We start from the raw sequence: 14,475 nt of genomic DNA, 5'->3' as shown, positions 1-14,475 counted from the left end.
AGGCTCGCTCCCACAATGGATTGCTGGTGTACACAAATTTTGTGTCTACAGGGATTCCAACTGTGGGAGCGAGCCTGCTCGCGATGAGGCCATCCAGGCTGAAGCAATAATCAGGGCAGCGGCGAGAACGGCGTACGCCCGTCGGCGTTCTGCAATTCCATCAGGTATTTGCGAAAGATCTGGCCCAGCACCTGGGTCGCCACTTCCAGCTCGTCGCGGGGCATCTGCTCGGCAACTTCGTCGGCGGTGTCCAGTGCCTCTTCGGCGCCATTGACCGCCGCCATCTTCAAGACGATGTAAGCCTGGACGTTGTTGGCCTGCACACCTTCGCCATGGAAGAACATGCCGCCAAGCTTGAATTGCGCCTGGGCGTGGCCTTGCAGCGAGGCTTTTTCGAAATAGTCGAGGGCTTGCTTGAGGTCGCGGGGCGCGGCCTTGCCGTCATAGTAGAACTCGCCCAGCTCAAATTGCGCTTGGGCATCGCCCTCGTCGGCGGCTTTTCGACAGGCGTCGAGTGCCGGTGCCAGATCTTGTGGCTGGGTGTTGAGCGTGCAACGGCCCATCGCCGGGATCAACAACGAGTTGCCGCCTGCCTGTGCGTTGGCGAGCAGGGGCTGAAGGAGCAACAGGCAGCCCAAGGCAAGGGTGCGGCCGGTGCGGTTCATGGGAATCGACTTACCTCTGAGGGGCGCGTGGACCCTCCGGGGGATCCAATAAGCGCGCATTATGAAATAAGCAGGGCCATCCTTACAAAGTCTTTACTCGTTTTTCTGCTGCGAGGGAACGATAGCGGCCGCTTGTTGGGCAAATACCTGGAAAAAGGCATCCCGAGGCAATGGGCAATCACTGGCGCTGGTGTCAGCCAGCGTCAGTCGTCCACACGTTTACTTCAGCGCAGCAAAGGCCCGCTCGGCCGCGTCGAGGGTGATCTTCAACTCGGCCTCGCCATGGGCGATGGAGGTGAAGCCGGCTTCGAACGCGCTTGGCGCCAGGTAGACGCCACCCTCGAGCATCAGGTGGAAGAAGCGCTTGAAGCGGTCGGCGTCGCTGGCCATCACGTCGTCGAAGGTCACGATGTCATCGGCGCCACTGAAGTACAGGCCGAACATGCCGCCGGCCTGGGTGGTGACGAACGGGATGCCTGCCGCATCGGCGCGTACTTGCAAGCCGTCGAGCAGGCGAGTGGTGAAGTCGCTCAGCTCGGCGTGGAAACCCGGACGGCTGATCAGGCGCAGGGTGGTCAGGCCGGCGGCCATGGCCAGCGGATTGCCCGACAAGGTCCCGGCCTGGTAGACCGGGCCCAGCGGGGCGATGCATTCCATGATCGCGCGCTTGCCGCCGAAGCAGCCTACCGGCATGCCGCCGCCGATGATCTTGCCGAAGGTGCTCAGGTCCGGCGTTACGCCGTAATGAGCCTGGGCACCGCCGAGGGCGACGCGGAAGCCGGTCATCACTTCGTCGAAAATCAGCACCACGCCGTGCTGGTCGCACAGGCTGCGCAGGCCTTCGAGGAAACCTGGCGCTGGCGGCACGCAGTTCATGTTGCCGGCCACCGGCTCGACGATGATGCAGGCCACTTCCTGGCCGACTTCCCCGAGCATTTTCTCGACTTCTTCAAGATCGTTGAACGGCAGGGTCAGCGTGTGTTTGGCAAATGCCGCCGGTACGCCCGCCGAGCTGGGCACGCCTTGGGTCAGCGCGCCTGAGCCGGCCTTGACCAGCAGGCTGTCGGAATGACCGTGGTAGCAGCCTTCGAATTTGATGATGCTGTCGCGCCCGGTGTAGCCGCGCGCCAGGCGGATCGCGCTCATGGTCGCCTCGGTGCCGGAACTGACCATGCGCACCATTTCCATCGATGGCACGATGGAGCAGACCAGATCGGCCATTTCGGTTTCCATCGCGGTCGGCGCGCCATAGGACAAGCCGTGCTCCAGTTGCTTGCGCACCGCGTCCAGCACGTCCGGATGGCTGTGGCCGAGGATCATCGGGCCCCACGAACCCACGTAATCGACGTAGCGCTTGTCGTCTTCGTCGGTGACATACGCGCCCTCGGCGTGCTTGAAGAACAGCGGGGTGCCGCCGACGCTCTTGAACGCACGAACAGGTGAATTCACGCCGCCGGGGATGTGTTTCTGAGCGTTGGCAAACAGGGTTTCGGAACGGGACATGGTAGGGCTCTCGAAATCGGGAAATGACTATTTGGTTTGCAGCAGGTCGTTGAAGGCGCGGGCGCGGCGCGTCACCTCAGCCGTGCTGTCGGCGCCGAACAGGCCATGGACCACCGCGAGCAGGTCGACGCCATGGGCCACCAGCGGGGCGGCGTTTTCCAGAGTGATGCCGCCGATGGCGCACACCGGTATATGCAGTTTGATACGGGTCTGTTCGAGCAGTTCAAGGTTTGCGGCGGGCGCCCCGGGCTTGGTATTGGAATTGAAGAAGCGCCCGAACGCGACGTAGCTGGCGCCTTCCCGGACGGCCTGTTCGGCCAGTTCCAGGCTGGCGTGGCAAGTGGCGCCGACGATTGCCTTGTGCCCCAGCAACGCCCGCACCGGCGCCAGCGGGCCATCGGTCTGGCCCAGGTGGACGCCGACGCCGAGGCGTGCGGCCAGTTCGGCGTCATCGTTGATAATCAGTTGGGTCTTGTAGCGCTCGCACAGGTTGCGCAGCGCCTCGGCCTCGCGCAAGCGCCGGGCCTCGTCGCTGCTTTTGTCGCGGTATTGCAGCAGAGTCACGCCACCTTCCAGCGCGGCTTCCACATAGGCGAGGAACTTGCCGGCCAGCAACTGGCTGTCGGTGACGGCATAAAGGCCACGTAATTTCATTCCACGGCTCCTTTGCTACGAGCAGAAATCCAGCGGCAGGCGACGCGGGACGAACTGGCCTTTGCCCAGTTGTTCGGCATCGCGCAGGGTTCGCCAGGTGTAATCCAGCGCGGTCTTCACCGCGCTGGCGAGCTGTTCACCCTGGGCCAGCCGGCCGGCCAGGGCGCTGGCCAGGGTGCAGCCGGAACCGTGATAGCTGCCGGGCAAGCGCTGGCAGGTGAAGGTCTCGCGGCGTCCGTCGCGGCTGTACAGGCGATTGTGGACTTCATGTTCATCGCCGTGACCGCCGGTGATCAGCAGGTGCTTGACGAAGGGCAGCAGTTTTTCGGCGCATTCATCGGCGCTGCCTTCCGGCAGTTCGGCGAGAATGCGTGCTTCAGGAAGGTTGGGCGTGGCGATGATCGCCAGCGGCAGCAGGCGCTCGCGCATGGCGTAGCCGACTTCATCCTTGCCCAGCCGACCGCCACCACCGGCGCGCAGCACCGGGTCGCAGACCATCGGCAGATGTGGACGCGCCTGGAGCAGCTCGACCACTGTGTCGACCATTTCCAGCGAACCGAGCATCCCCAGCTTGACCGCCGCGACGGGCGAATCGTTGAGCACGGCATTGGCCTGGGCCATTACCCACTCGCGATCGAGTACGCGGAAATCGCTGACATTGACCGTGTCTTGCACGGTCAACGCGGTAACGGCCGGGGCGGCATGACAACCCTGGGCGAGCAGGGCTTCGATATCTGCCTGCAAGCCGGCGCCACCACTGGGGTCGTGGCCGGAGAGACAGAGGACAACGGGGCGGGAGTTGTAGATATTCATGGTGCGCGAGCTTATCACCAAACCCCATTTATCGGTGATCGGGCTCTGAGGGTTTTACGCGACGTTTCCTGCTGGAGACTGTTTTTGTGGCGAGGGAGCTTGCTCCCGCTGGGGCGCGAAGCGACCCCGAGATCTTGCGGTCGCTACGCAACCGAGCGGGAGCAAGCTCCCTCGCCACGAATGGCCCGCCAGTACCAACCTGACCAAAGCAACAGCTCTATCTCAACGCTTGGCGCTGAGACGCCCGTGCTAGAGCCTTTTGTCGGAAAAATTTCAATGGTGCAAATTGGCCATCAACGGCTATGCTACGGATGGATCCAACCAATAACAGGTAATGCCGGTTTTACGTCTACTCAGGGAATGGGGGGCTTCCTGACTCAACCGGACAGGCCACGCTGGGGCTTTAATGCGCTATTTGCTGATGTTGCTGCTGTGCTTGTCCCCCTTGGCAAGCGCCCTTGAATTCGATGAATCTACCCGAAGCCTGCCTTTGGGCCATGCCTTGCAGGTGTTTGAAGACGCCAGCGGCACGGCCACCCTCGAGGATGTCCTGGCCCAGGCCGCGGCTGGGCGCTTCAAACCCCACGACCAGGCCACGCTGAACGCAGGGTATTCGCGCTCGGCGTTCTGGCTGAAGATCGACTTGCACTACCGCCCGGGCAATCCCGGCGCCCAGCGCACCTGGCTGCTGGAGTTGGCGTATCCGCCGCTGGACCGCCTGGACCTGTATCTGGCCGATGCGCAAGGTGCCTATCGCCTGGTTCGCCAGACCGGCGATGCCTTGCCGTTCGCCAGTCGCGAGGTGCGCCAGAACAACTACCTGTTCAGCCTGGATTTCCAACCCGATCAACGCCAGACCGTGTATCTGCGCCTGCAAAGCCAGGGCTCGATCCAGGCTCCGTTGACGCTCTGGTCAAGCACCGCGTACCTGGAACAGCAGCCGGTGCGCCTGTATGTGCTGGGCATCATCTACGGCGTACTGCTGGGGATGCTGGTCTACAACCTGTTCATCTACCTGAGCGTGCGCGACACCAGTTACCTCTATTACATTTTCTATATCGCCTCGTTCGGCCTCTATCAATTGTCGGTCAACGGCGCGGCGGTTGAGTATTTCTGGCCGGACAACCCCTGGTGGGCCAACGCCGCGACGCCGTTTTTCATTGGTTGCGCGGGGGTGTTTGGCAGTCAGTTCGCCCGCAGCTTCCTGCAAACCGCCCAGCACAGCCGCTGGCTCGACCGATTGCTGCTCGCGCTGATTGCCTACGGCGCGGTGGTGGTGGGCCTGTCGTTGATGACCAGCTATGCGCTGGCGCTGCGCCTGGCGACGGCGCTGGCCCTGGTGTTCACCGTGGTGATTTTCGCCGCCGGCTTGTTCGCCTGGTGGCGGGGGCTGCGGGTGGCGCGTTACTTCATTATTGCCTGGTCGGCGTTTCTGCTGGGGGGCGTCGTCAATACGATGATGGTGTTGGGTTACCTGCCGAACATCTTCCTGACCATGTATGCCAGCCAGATCGGCTCTGCCATCGAGGTGGCGCTGTTGTCCCTGGCCCTTGCGGACCGCATCAACGCCATGCGCGAACAGCAGGCGCAGACGCTGTTCGACGCCGGGCAGAAACTCGAAGTGCTGAACCAGCAGTTGGCCCAGGGCAACAAGCTCAAGGACGAATTCCTCGCCACGTTGACCCATGAGTTGCGCACGCCGATGAATGGTGTGATCGGTTGCCTGGAACTGATGGAAACCGTCGAGATGGACGAGGAACTCAGCCAATATCAGCAGACCGCAGCCGGTTCGGCGCGGGACATGATGCGCATGGTCAACGGCATGCTCACCCTCACCGAGTTGCAGGCCGGCAAGCTCAAGGTCTATCCGGCGCCGTTCAGCCTGCGCAGCGTGATAGAGGCCCTGCAGGTGCAGTTCGGCGCCAACGCGGCGGCCAAGGGCCTGGATTTCAAGGTCGACGTAGCGCCCGGCCTGGCGGACCGTTTGTTGGGTGACAGCGGTAAATTGGCCCAGTGCCTGGAATGCCTGCTGGACAATGCCATCAAGTTCACCCGCGTCGGTGGCATCGCGCTGCGGGTCAGTGGCCGGACGTCGGAGCTCGATCGCCTGGTGCTGTCTTTCGCCGTGATCGATACCGGCATCGGCTTTACCGATCTGGGGGAGGCGACCCTGTACCAGCGTTTCTTCCAGCTCGACGGCTCGATGACCCGCGAATACGGCGGCCTCGGCGTCGGCCTGGCGATTTGTCGGCAACTGGTCGAATTGCTCGGCGGGCGCCTGACCCATACCTCGGAGCCGGGGCGCGGCAGTCGTTTCCAGCTGGACGTGGAATTTGACATCGCATTGCCTGTGGCCGTCCCGGCAACGTTTCCTGGCAGCGCACGCCGGGCTGCGCGCTTGCCCCAGGATTGCACGGTGCTGCTGGCCGACGACGACAACATCGACCAACTGGTGATGCGCGGCATGTTGCTCAAGCTTGGCTACCGAGTACGTACCGCCGACAGTGGCCGCGCGGCGCTGGAGCTGCTGCAGGGCGACAGTTTTGACGCGGTGCTGCTCGATTGCCAGTCGACACCATCGGATGGGGTGTCGGTCTGCTGTCAGATCCGCGCGATGTCAGGTTGCGAGGACTTACCCGTGCTGGTGGTCAGCCCGAACGTGGACCAGGCGCATTGCCCTGCGGGTAGCCTGATCGATTACCTGAGCAAACCGGTGAAATTCGAAGCACTGCAGGCGATTCTGCAACGACGGGTACTTTGTCCGAAGCAGGGTGAAAGCGCCGGTATTTAGGCGGATATGCCACTTTGATCGGCCAGGAGGCGGTGCTTAACTGACCTCTGCTGGCCGACCAAGGAGCCCCGTCATGAACCTGCACCAGTTCGCCGAAACCCACGACGTCACCAATCAGCCGCCGTCCCTGGATGGCGCCAACCTGTACCGTATCGACCTGCCGCTGCAAGAATGGTCGCGGCGTTTCGGCGCAGGGTGGGCACAGGCGCGGATTGACGCCTATGGTGCCCTGGCCGGCGGGCCGTTGATGGAGGCGGGGTTCCTGGCCAACCAGAACAAGCCGATATTTTCCAGCCACGACCGTTACGGCCATCGTATCGACCTGGTGGAATTTCATCCTGCCTATCACGAGCTGATGCGCACCGCCATCGAACATGGCCTGCCCAGCCTGCCGTGGGCCCACCCGCAACCTGGCGCGCATGTCGCCCGCGCCTCGATGACGTACCTGCACAGCCAGGCCGAAGCCGGCACCGGTTGTCCGTTGACCATGACCTTTGCCAGTGTGCCGGCCCTGCGCCTGCAACCGGACCTGGCCGAGCGCTGGGTGCCGAAAGTGCTCGCCACCGAATACGATCCACGTAACGTCGGCATGGCCCACAAGGCCGGGGTCACTCTCGGTATGGCGATGACCGAGAAGCAGGGCGGCACCGATGTGCGCGCCAACACCACCAAGGCGTATCCGGTAGGCGCCAGCGGCCCGGGCCAGGCCTATGAGCTGGTGGGCCACAAGTGGTTCTGTTCGGCGCCGATGTGCGATGCCTTCCTGACCCTGGCCCAGACCGACAAGGGCCTGACCTGCTTTTTGCTGCCGCGCCACCGCCCGGACGACACCCGCAACCAGTTCTACATCCAGCGTTTGAAAAACAAACTCGGCAATTGCTCCAACGCCTCCAGCGAGGTGGAGTTCCGTGGTGCGCTGGCCTGGATGGTCGGCGAAGAGGGCCGAGGCGTGCCGACGATCATCGAGATGGTCGCCATGACCCGCTTCGATTGCATGGTCGGCTCCAGTGCCCTTATGCGCCAGGCCCTGACCCAGGCCAGTCACCATTGCGCGCACCGCAAGGTCGGCGGCAAGTTGTTGAGTGAGCAGCCCCTGATGCAGAACGTACTCGCCGACCTGGCGCTGGAAAGCGAAGCTGCGTTGGCGCTGAGCTTGCGCATGGGCCGGGCGATGGATCATCTGAACGATGAGCATGAAGCCAAGTTCGCCCGGCTGGTGACGGCGGTGGGCAAATACTGGATCTGCAAACGCGCCCCGGCAATGATCAACGAGGCGGCCGAGTGCATGGGCGGTGCCGGCTATGTCGAGGACAGCATCCTGCCGCGCCTGTACCGCGAGGCACCGGTCAATTCGACCTGGGAAGGCTCCGGCAATGTGCAGTGCCTTGACGTCTTGCGCGCTCTGTCCAAGGAGCCGGGCGTGTTGGAAGTGCTGTTCGACGAACTGGGCGACGGCCATGGGGACAATCGCCTGGCGACCCATATCGACCGGTTGCACGCAGCGTTCAAGGACACCGATGACATCCAGTATCGTGCCCGGCAATTGACCGAAGACATCGCCGTCGGCCTGCAAGCCAGGCTGTTGCTGGAAGCGGGGAACAGCGACGTCAGCGATGCCTTCATCGCCAGCCGGCTGGGTTCCACCGGCCGGGTCTACGGCGCGTTGCCCCGCGGCCTGAATGTCGAAGCCATTGTCGCCCGCTCGACCCCGCACGGCTTCTAAACAACCCATACCCCTGCTCGCGAAGGCGTCGGTACATTCAGCATCGATGTTGCCTGATACACCGCTATCGCGAGCAAGCTCGCTCCCACAGTGGACCTGTGCAGCACGCAACTTCTGAGTAAACATCAAACCCTGTGGGAGCGAGCCTGCTCGCGAAGGCGTCAGTACATTCAGCGTCGATGGTGGCTGATACACCGCTTTCGCGAGCAAGCCCGCTCCCGCAAAAGGCTCCGCGCAAGGGCAACTAATACGCCACTGTTCCCGTCGGCCCACGATGCAGGCAAGATGAAGGCCTGCAAGTCAGAACACAGGAAGCTGATCGTGACCGAAGCGTTTATTGTCGTTCAAACCGCCGAGCAAGCCGTGGACCGGCTGGCGGCCCTGCACGAGCGTGCGACCACCGCGCTGAACCAGGCGCTCAAGCGTTATCTCAAGGACCGCATCGAGCCGGATGCCGAGCAACGCGCATTGTTCCGCTATCCAGCCCTGCGCCTGACCTACCATTGCCATGGCGAAGTCCCGCAGACCACCCGCGCCTACGCCAAGGTCCAGCTGCCGGGCACCTACAGCGTCACCGTCACCCACCCGGCGGCATTTCGAAAATACCTGCTCGAGCAGCTTGTCCCGCTGATGCACGACTTCACCGTCACCGTCGAGGTGGGCGTCAGTGAGCAGAACATTCCGTACCCGTATGTGGTGGAGCAGGGCGATGAACTGGCCGGTTCCGGTGTGACGGCGGCGGTGCTGGCGCGGGTGTTCCCCAGCACCGATCTCTCGGCCGCCACCGATGGCATCGCCGATGGCCTCTACGATTGGGAAAACACCGACCCGCTGCCCCTGGCGCTGTTCGACGCCGCGCGGGTGGATTTCTCCCTGCGCCGGCTCGTGCATTACACCGGCAGCGATTGGCGCCATGTGCAGCCCTGGATTCTGCTGACCAACTATCACCGCTATGTCGACCAGTTCATCGTCCACGGGCTGGAGCAGTTGCGCAGCGATCCGCGTTTCGTGCGCATGGTGCTGCCGGGCAACGTGATCATCGACAAGAACATGGATCACGGCGAAGCCTCGGCCATCGCCGCTGGCGTGGTCTGGCATCGCTACCAGATGCCGGCCTATCACTTGCAAGCCAGCGATGGCCACGGCGTGACCCTGGTGAACATCGGCGTTGGTCCGTCCAATGCCAAGAACATCACCGATCACCTGGCCGTGCTGCGTCCGCATTGCTGGCTGATGATCGGCCACTGCGGCGGCCTGCGTCAGTCCCAGACGATCGGCGATTACGTCCTGGCCCACGCCTACATGCGCCGCGATGGCATCCTCGACCGCGTGGTGCCGCCGAACATCCCGATCCCGGCCCTGGCCGAAGTGCAGTTGGCGCTGCAGCAGGCGGCGGCGAACATTACTGGCGAAAAAGGCGACGAGCTGAAAAAACGCCTGCGCACCGGCACCGTGCTGACTTACGACGACCGCAACTGGGAATTGCGCTGGGCCCAGGAGCGTCCATTGATCAACCTGTCCCGCGCCGTGGCGGTGGACATGGAAAGCGGCACCATCGCTGCCCAGGGTTACCGCTTGCGGGTTCCATACGGCACGTTGCTGTGCGTCTCGGACAAGCCGCTGCACAGCGAGATCAAGCTGCCGGGCTCGGCCAACGCGTTTTATGAGCGGGCGGTCAACCAGCACCTCAAGATCGGGATCGCGGCGCTGGATCTGCTGCGCAACGAACTCAACTCGTTGCACTCGCGCAAACTGCGCAGCTTCGACGAGCCGCCGTTCCGCTGATGCCGTCCTGAACGGTGGTTATTTAACGGTCGGGCCACTAGCATGTCGGCCTCGACCGTTGGATATTCTTGCCGCCATGCCCCGTCCTCCACGCCCCGCTTCCCGCCGCCCTGGCGCGAAGCCTCCCGCTTCCACCCCGCGCCGTGTGGCCAAGGCGCCGCCGGCCGAAGCGAAACTGATCCTGTTCAACAAGCCTTTTGACGTGCTGACGCAATTCAGCGACGGCGAAGGGCGCGCCACGCTCAAGGATTTCATCGACGTACCGGGCATCTACCCGGCCGGTCGGCTGGACCGCGACAGCGAAGGATTGCTGTTGCTGACCAATGACGGCCAGTTGCAGGCGCGCATCGCCGATCCCAAGCACAAACTGGCCAAGACGTACTGGGTACAAGTCGAGGGTGAGCCGAGCGACGAGCAACTGCAGCGTTTGCGTGATGGGGTCGAGTTGAACGACGGTATGACGCTGCCGGCCGAGGCCCGTCAGCTGGACGAACCGCAACTATGGCCGCGCAATCCACCGGTGCGCTTTCGCAAAAGCGTGCCGACGAGTTGGCTGGAACTGGTGATACGTGAAGGGCGCAACCGCCAGGTGCGGCGCATGACCGCCGCGGTGGGCCTGCCGACCCTGCGCCTGGTGCGGGTCAGGATCGGTGACTGGACGATCGAAGGGCTCGACCAGGGCCAGTGGAAAGAGGTACCGGCGCGTTTATAACGAGCCGGATTCGATCAGACCGATGACCACGCTCTTGATGATGAATGCCGCCACGCCCAGGCCAAGCACGAAAAACAGGATGAACGAGCCGAAACGCCCGGCCTTGGATTTCTTCGCCAGGTCCCAGACGATGAACCCCATGAAAATGATCAGGATGCTGACCAGTCCGGTCATCATCCACTCTTCGAAAACAGCAGGATCCATCGGCGCACTCCGGCGTGGGCGGGGTTGAAAAGGCAGGGCGAGTATACGGCATGGCGGCGGGGCGCAGGATCGGACTGCGGCGGTGTGTCGCAGCCCGGATAATCATGGGCTGTTTTTTGTGGCGAGGGAGCTTGCTCCCGCTCGACTGCGCAGCAGTCGAAAACCAGTGGAGATTTGGGGTCGCTGCGCAACCCAGCGGGAGCAAGCTCCCTCGCCACAGAAGCTCTCAGCTGCGCAGGTGGGTAAGCGGCAGCTCGGTACTGTTGAGCACCTGGTTCAGCACAAAACTCGAACGCACGCTGGTGACGCCTTCGATCCGGGTCAGGTGGCCCAGCAGCAGCTTCTGGTAATGATCCATATCCGGCACCACCACCTTCAGTTGGTAATCCGCGTCGATGCCGGTCACCAGGCTGCATTCAAGCACTTGCGGCAGGTTGCGGATCGCGGCTTCGAAGGTCTCGAAGCGGTCGGGGGTGTGGCGGTCCATGCCAATCAGCACATAGGCCGTCAGGCTCAGGCCGAGCATCTTGCGATCGAGCAGGGCAACCTGGCGGGTGATGTAGCCATCGTCTTCCAATTGCTTGACCCGCCGCGAGCAGGGGGAGGGCGACAGGCCGATGCGCTCGGCCAATTCCTGGTTCGAGATGCGCGCATCGCGCTGCAATTCCGCCAGGATGCTCAGGTCGTAACGGTCGAGTTTGCTCATTGAGCGGGCCTTTATCCGGTTAATTGCGGAAGATTATCCATCCAAGGGTAAAAATTGCGCAAGTAGTGTTTATTCAAGCAATCTTAGCAATCATCTGCCGGCGCCTCGGGCCTATGCTTACCACCAAGATCACTGCTCGGACAAACAGTCCAGTGCAGCCCGCCCAATCAGGCCGGCTGCGGTCGCAGTACCCATAGGTACTGGCAGACCCCCGAGCTGCACACTGTCCAGAAGACGGCGTGAGGTGAGCCGATGCCACAAGCGTCGCGCACGGACTAGATTCTCAAGGGGAGGCCGACGGGCCTCCCTTTTTTATGCCTGCGAAATAAACCCCGCGCCTGATAACCTGTCGCAGAACCGGCCTGGGCTTTTCCAGTCTTATTTTCAGGCCCCCGAACCGCTGTGAGGAATTTCATGAAGTCGCGCATCTGGCGTTTGGCAGGTGTTGGTCTGTTGTGGGCAAGTGTCAGTGCGCAGGGAATGGCGGATGATCAGCAGAACCGTGGCGGCCCAAACGGTAATGGCCCGGGTTATTCAGGCCAGCCCCGGCCGCAAAGCAACGAGATCATTCGTGGCGATAACAGCCGACAGTTCGAGGTCCAGCCACAATCTCCAGGTGGGCAACACTACGAGCGTCCACCGCAGGACCCCAACGTACACAACCGCCCGCCGCAACAGCAACCGGGCAACAATCTGCCGATCCAGGGCCGGCCCGACAGCGTGACCCAGACCCAGGAGCCGCGACCGGGCTACTACCGCGACATTCCACGGCGCAACGACGGTTATCCGAACGGCGGGCCGCGTCCAGGCCAGGACAATCGGCCCGATCAGCACTGGCCCGGTCGGCCGGACGGCCATGGCAACGGTTGGGGGCAGGGGCCGCAATATCGGCCAGGGTATGTGATCGATCGTTTCCCGGATCGGAATTACCGCGTGCCTTATCGCGGCCAGGATTATTTTTACTCGGGTGGCTACTGGTATCGCCCGCAAGGGCCGCGTTATGTCGTGGTGCAGCCGCCTCGGGGCATTCGTACCCGCTATCTGCCCGATTATGCCCGTGAGGTCTGGATCGGCAGCTCGCTGTTTTTCCTCGCCGCCGGTGCCTATTACATTTATGAAGCCAACACCCGGGACTACGTCGTGGTCGAGGCGCCGGTCGCCAATCCGCAGCCGCAGCCCCAGGGCAACAGCTTCGACGTGGTGGCTTATCCGGCCAACGGCCAGTCGCCCGAGCAGGTCAACCAGGACGGCTACGATTGCTATCGCTGGGCGGTGCAGCAGAGTGGTTTCGACCCGCGCACCTATACCTACCCACCGGCGCCGGAAGTGGTGCAGACCTATCGCCGGGCCCAAGGTGATTGCTTGAGCAGTCGTGGGTATCAGGTGACGTACTGATTACTCGAAATAGAAAAAACAGCTCCCCGTGGCGAGGGAGCTTGCTCCCGCTGGGCTGCGCAGCGGCCCTAAGATCTTGCGGTCGCTGCGCAACCGAGCGGGAGCAAGCTTCCTCGCCACGGTGACGGCATCAAGCGTCGGTGCGCTTTACTACCTCCAACGGATCGGCATGCACCAGCACCTCGGCCTTCGGATAAGCGCGATGGATCGCATCGGCGGCCTGGTCGCTGATGCCGTGGGCCACTGACAGGGTCAGCTCGCCCGGCAATTCCAGGTGCAACTGCACGAACCAGTGGTTGCCGGAGATTCGTGTGCGCAGGTCATGGGCGCCGACCACGCCGGGCACCGCGCAGGCCAGTTCGAGCATGTGCCGGCTGACGTCCGGCGGCAGCTCTTCATCCATCAGCACGGCGAAGCTTTCCCGGGCAATCTGCACTGCGCTCCAGAGGATGTACGCGGCGATGCCCAGGCCGAACCAGGCATCGAGCTGGTACCAGCCGAACCCTGCCAGGACCAGGGCTACCAGGATGCTGCCGTTGAGCAACAGGTCCGAGCGGTAGTGTAGCGAGTCGGCGCGCACGGCGTTGGAGCCGGTGGCGCGCACGACCCGATGCTGCAACGCCAGCAGCGCCAGGGTCAGTGCCAGGGAAAACACGATCACGCCGACACTGAGCCAGGGCGCCTCGACCGGCAGCGGCTGCTTGAGTCGTTCGTATGCCTGCAACGCGATCAGCACCGCACTGCCGCCGATGAAGAGTGCCTGGGCCATGCCGGCCAACGATTCAGCCTTGCCATGCCCGTAGCGATGATCATCATCCGCCGGTCGCAGGGCGTAATGCACCGCCAGCAGATTGAGCAACGAGGTGACGCCGTCCAGCGCCGAGTCGGTCAGGCCGGCGAGCATGCTCACCGAGCCGCTGAGCCACCAGGCCAGCGCCTTGGCAATGATCAGAATGCACGCCACGGCCACCGATGCGCGGGTGGCCAGGCGTAGCAGGCGAGCATGTTCGGCGCTGGTGGTCATGGCGCGGTCTTCCTTGGGCTGCGCCTCTTACGCGGCGGGTACGAGACCGAGCGTGGCCAGTTGTTGCACGTTGCCCTTGTGCTGGATCAGGCGCGGGTCGTCCAGCGGGAAGCTGCGGCCCAGCTCGCGCTCCAGGATGGCTTGCAGCTTCTGATTATTGACCGTGCCGTCGGCGTTGATGGCCGGCTTGAGTTTCTCCGGTTCGATCTGCACGCTTCTGCCCGGCTCGAAATAGATCGCGCCGGTGGCAAAATCCACGGCAAAGGCGATCAGGCCGGGGATGATGTAGAACAGCAGGCCGACGGCGTCGAGCGCGGCGATGGCCGGGTCGATCTTGCCCTCGATCTGGCCGCGACGGTCGGGGTAGAAGATCGAGCCACAGGCGCTGATCTGGGTCAGCAGGCTGGCGACCAGCACGCCGCCGATCACGCGAAAGGGAATACGCATAACAATCTCCTGAGCAGGTAAGGGCGTTGCTGGTTGGAGTCCAGACCACGCTA

13 protein-coding genes are annotated in these 14,475 nt (G+C 63.1%); 5 read left to right on the top strand and 8 right to left on the bottom strand.

Features of this window, described 5'->3' with window-relative positions; translation table 11 throughout:
- Positions 1-110 precede the first annotated feature (110 nt).
- The 4 genes from J3P91_RS23810 to J3P91_RS23795 form a co-directional block, all read right to left on the bottom strand.
- Positions 111-665, bottom strand: coding sequence for a tetratricopeptide repeat protein (locus J3P91_RS23810; RefSeq protein ID WP_434601911.1), 555 nt, complete (start codon positions 663-665; stop codon positions 111-113).
- 219 nt (positions 666-884) lie between these two features.
- Positions 885-2,168, bottom strand: coding sequence for a glutamate-1-semialdehyde 2,1-aminomutase (gene hemL, locus J3P91_RS23805; RefSeq protein WP_434571634.1), 1,284 nt, complete (start codon positions 2,166-2,168; stop codon positions 885-887).
- A 27-nt stretch (positions 2,169-2,195) separates the two neighbouring features.
- A complete protein-coding gene (gene thiE / locus J3P91_RS23800; RefSeq protein ID WP_434571635.1) occupies positions 2,196-2,822 on the bottom strand; it encodes a thiamine phosphate synthase in 627 nt (208 codons plus the stop codon).
- A gap of 15 nt (positions 2,823-2,837) precedes the next feature.
- Entirely contained in the window at positions 2,838-3,635 is a 798-nt protein-coding gene (locus tag J3P91_RS23795) for a hydroxymethylpyrimidine/phosphomethylpyrimidine kinase (RefSeq protein WP_434601910.1), read from the bottom strand.
- Between the two features lie 406 nt (positions 3,636-4,041).
- Here J3P91_RS23795 and J3P91_RS23790 point away from each other — a divergent pair, with 406 nt between their 5' ends.
- The 4 genes from J3P91_RS23790 to J3P91_RS23775 all read left to right on the top strand — a co-directional run bounded on the left by J3P91_RS23790 (position 4,042) and on the right by J3P91_RS23775 (position 10,646).
- A complete protein-coding gene (locus J3P91_RS23790) occupies positions 4,042-6,426 on the top strand; it encodes a hybrid sensor histidine kinase/response regulator (RefSeq protein ID WP_434601909.1) in 2,385 nt (794 codons plus the stop codon).
- A gap of 73 nt (positions 6,427-6,499) precedes the next feature.
- The gene (locus J3P91_RS23785; protein WP_434601908.1) at positions 6,500-8,149 is read left to right on the top strand and encodes an acyl-CoA dehydrogenase family protein; all 1,650 of its coding nucleotides are present in this window, start codon (positions 6,500-6,502) and stop codon (positions 8,147-8,149) included.
- A gap of 285 nt (positions 8,150-8,434) precedes the next feature.
- Entirely contained in the window at positions 8,435-9,934 is a 1,500-nt protein-coding gene (gene amn, locus J3P91_RS23780; RefSeq protein WP_305501175.1) for an AMP nucleosidase, read from the top strand.
- A gap of 145 nt (positions 9,935-10,079) precedes the next feature.
- Complete coding sequence (locus tag J3P91_RS23775; RefSeq protein ID WP_434574092.1) at positions 10,080-10,646, top strand: pseudouridine synthase; 567 nt, start codon at positions 10,080-10,082, stop codon at positions 10,644-10,646.
- Here the strand turns inward: J3P91_RS23775 and J3P91_RS23770 are convergent.
- Entirely contained in the window at positions 10,641-10,850 is a 210-nt protein-coding gene (locus J3P91_RS23770) for a DUF2788 domain-containing protein (protein WP_305498615.1), read from the bottom strand. The two genes, J3P91_RS23775 and J3P91_RS23770, sit on opposite strands and share 6 nt — an antisense overlap.
- A 226-nt stretch (positions 10,851-11,076) precedes the next feature.
- The gene (locus tag J3P91_RS23765) at positions 11,077-11,556 is read right to left on the bottom strand and encodes an Lrp/AsnC family transcriptional regulator (protein WP_305498616.1); all 480 of its coding nucleotides are present in this window, start codon (positions 11,554-11,556) and stop codon (positions 11,077-11,079) included.
- A gap of 414 nt (positions 11,557-11,970) precedes the next feature.
- Here J3P91_RS23765 and J3P91_RS23760 point away from each other — a divergent pair, with 414 nt between their 5' ends.
- Positions 11,971-12,951: a DUF6515 family protein gene (locus tag J3P91_RS23760; protein ID WP_434601907.1), complete on the top strand. Its 981-nt coding sequence runs from the start codon at positions 11,971-11,973 to the stop codon at positions 12,949-12,951.
- Positions 12,952-13,081: 130 nt separating this feature from the next.
- Here the strand turns inward: J3P91_RS23760 and J3P91_RS23755 are convergent, their stop codons facing one another.
- Both J3P91_RS23755 and J3P91_RS23750 read right to left on the bottom strand, forming a co-directional pair.
- Entirely contained in the window at positions 13,082-13,975 is an 894-nt protein-coding gene (locus J3P91_RS23755; protein WP_434601905.1) for a cation diffusion facilitator family transporter, read from the bottom strand.
- A gap of 27 nt (positions 13,976-14,002) precedes the next feature.
- Positions 14,003-14,422, bottom strand: a complete 420-nt coding sequence (locus J3P91_RS23750; protein ID WP_434571645.1) for a polyribonucleotide nucleotidyltransferase — start codon at positions 14,420-14,422, stop codon at positions 14,003-14,005.
- Positions 14,423-14,475: the final 53 nt, after the last annotated feature.

Source organism: Pseudomonas sp. Z4-7, assembly GCF_051131965.1.
Classification (GTDB): domain Bacteria; phylum Pseudomonadota; class Gammaproteobacteria; order Pseudomonadales; family Pseudomonadaceae; genus Aquipseudomonas.
This window is presented reverse-complemented; position numbering and strand designations above follow the sequence as displayed.

Coding starts and splice junctions, on each gene's coding strand:
- J3P91_RS23810 (WP_434601911.1), bottom strand. CDS start 665: ATGAACCGCACCGGCCGCACCCTTGCCTTGGGCTGCCTGTTGCTCCTT.
- hemL (WP_434571634.1), bottom strand. CDS start 2,168: ATGTCCCGTTCCGAAACCCTGTTTGCCAACGCTCAGAAACACATCCCC.
- thiE (WP_434571635.1), bottom strand. CDS start 2,822: ATGAAATTACGTGGCCTTTATGCCGTCACCGACAGCCAGTTGCTGGCC.
- J3P91_RS23795 (WP_434601910.1), bottom strand. CDS start 3,635: ATGAATATCTACAACTCCCGCCCCGTTGTCCTCTGTCTCTCCGGCCAC.
- J3P91_RS23790 (WP_434601909.1), top strand. CDS start 4,042: ATGCGCTATTTGCTGATGTTGCTGCTGTGCTTGTCCCCCTTGGCAAGC.
- J3P91_RS23785 (WP_434601908.1), top strand. CDS start 6,500: ATGAACCTGCACCAGTTCGCCGAAACCCACGACGTCACCAATCAGCCG.
- amn (WP_305501175.1), top strand. CDS start 8,435: ATGAAGGCCTGCAAGTCAGAACACAGGAAGCTGATCGTGACCGAAGCG.
- J3P91_RS23770 (WP_305498615.1), bottom strand. CDS start 10,850: ATGGATCCTGCTGTTTTCGAAGAGTGGATGATGACCGGACTGGTCAGC.
- J3P91_RS23765 (WP_305498616.1), bottom strand. CDS start 11,556: ATGAGCAAACTCGACCGTTACGACCTGAGCATCCTGGCGGAATTGCAG.
- J3P91_RS23760 (WP_434601907.1), top strand. CDS start 11,971: ATGAAGTCGCGCATCTGGCGTTTGGCAGGTGTTGGTCTGTTGTGGGCA.
- J3P91_RS23755 (WP_434601905.1), bottom strand. CDS start 13,975: ATGACCACCAGCGCCGAACATGCTCGCCTGCTACGCCTGGCCACCCGC.
- J3P91_RS23750 (WP_434571645.1), bottom strand. CDS start 14,422: ATGCGTATTCCCTTTCGCGTGATCGGCGGCGTGCTGGTCGCCAGCCTG.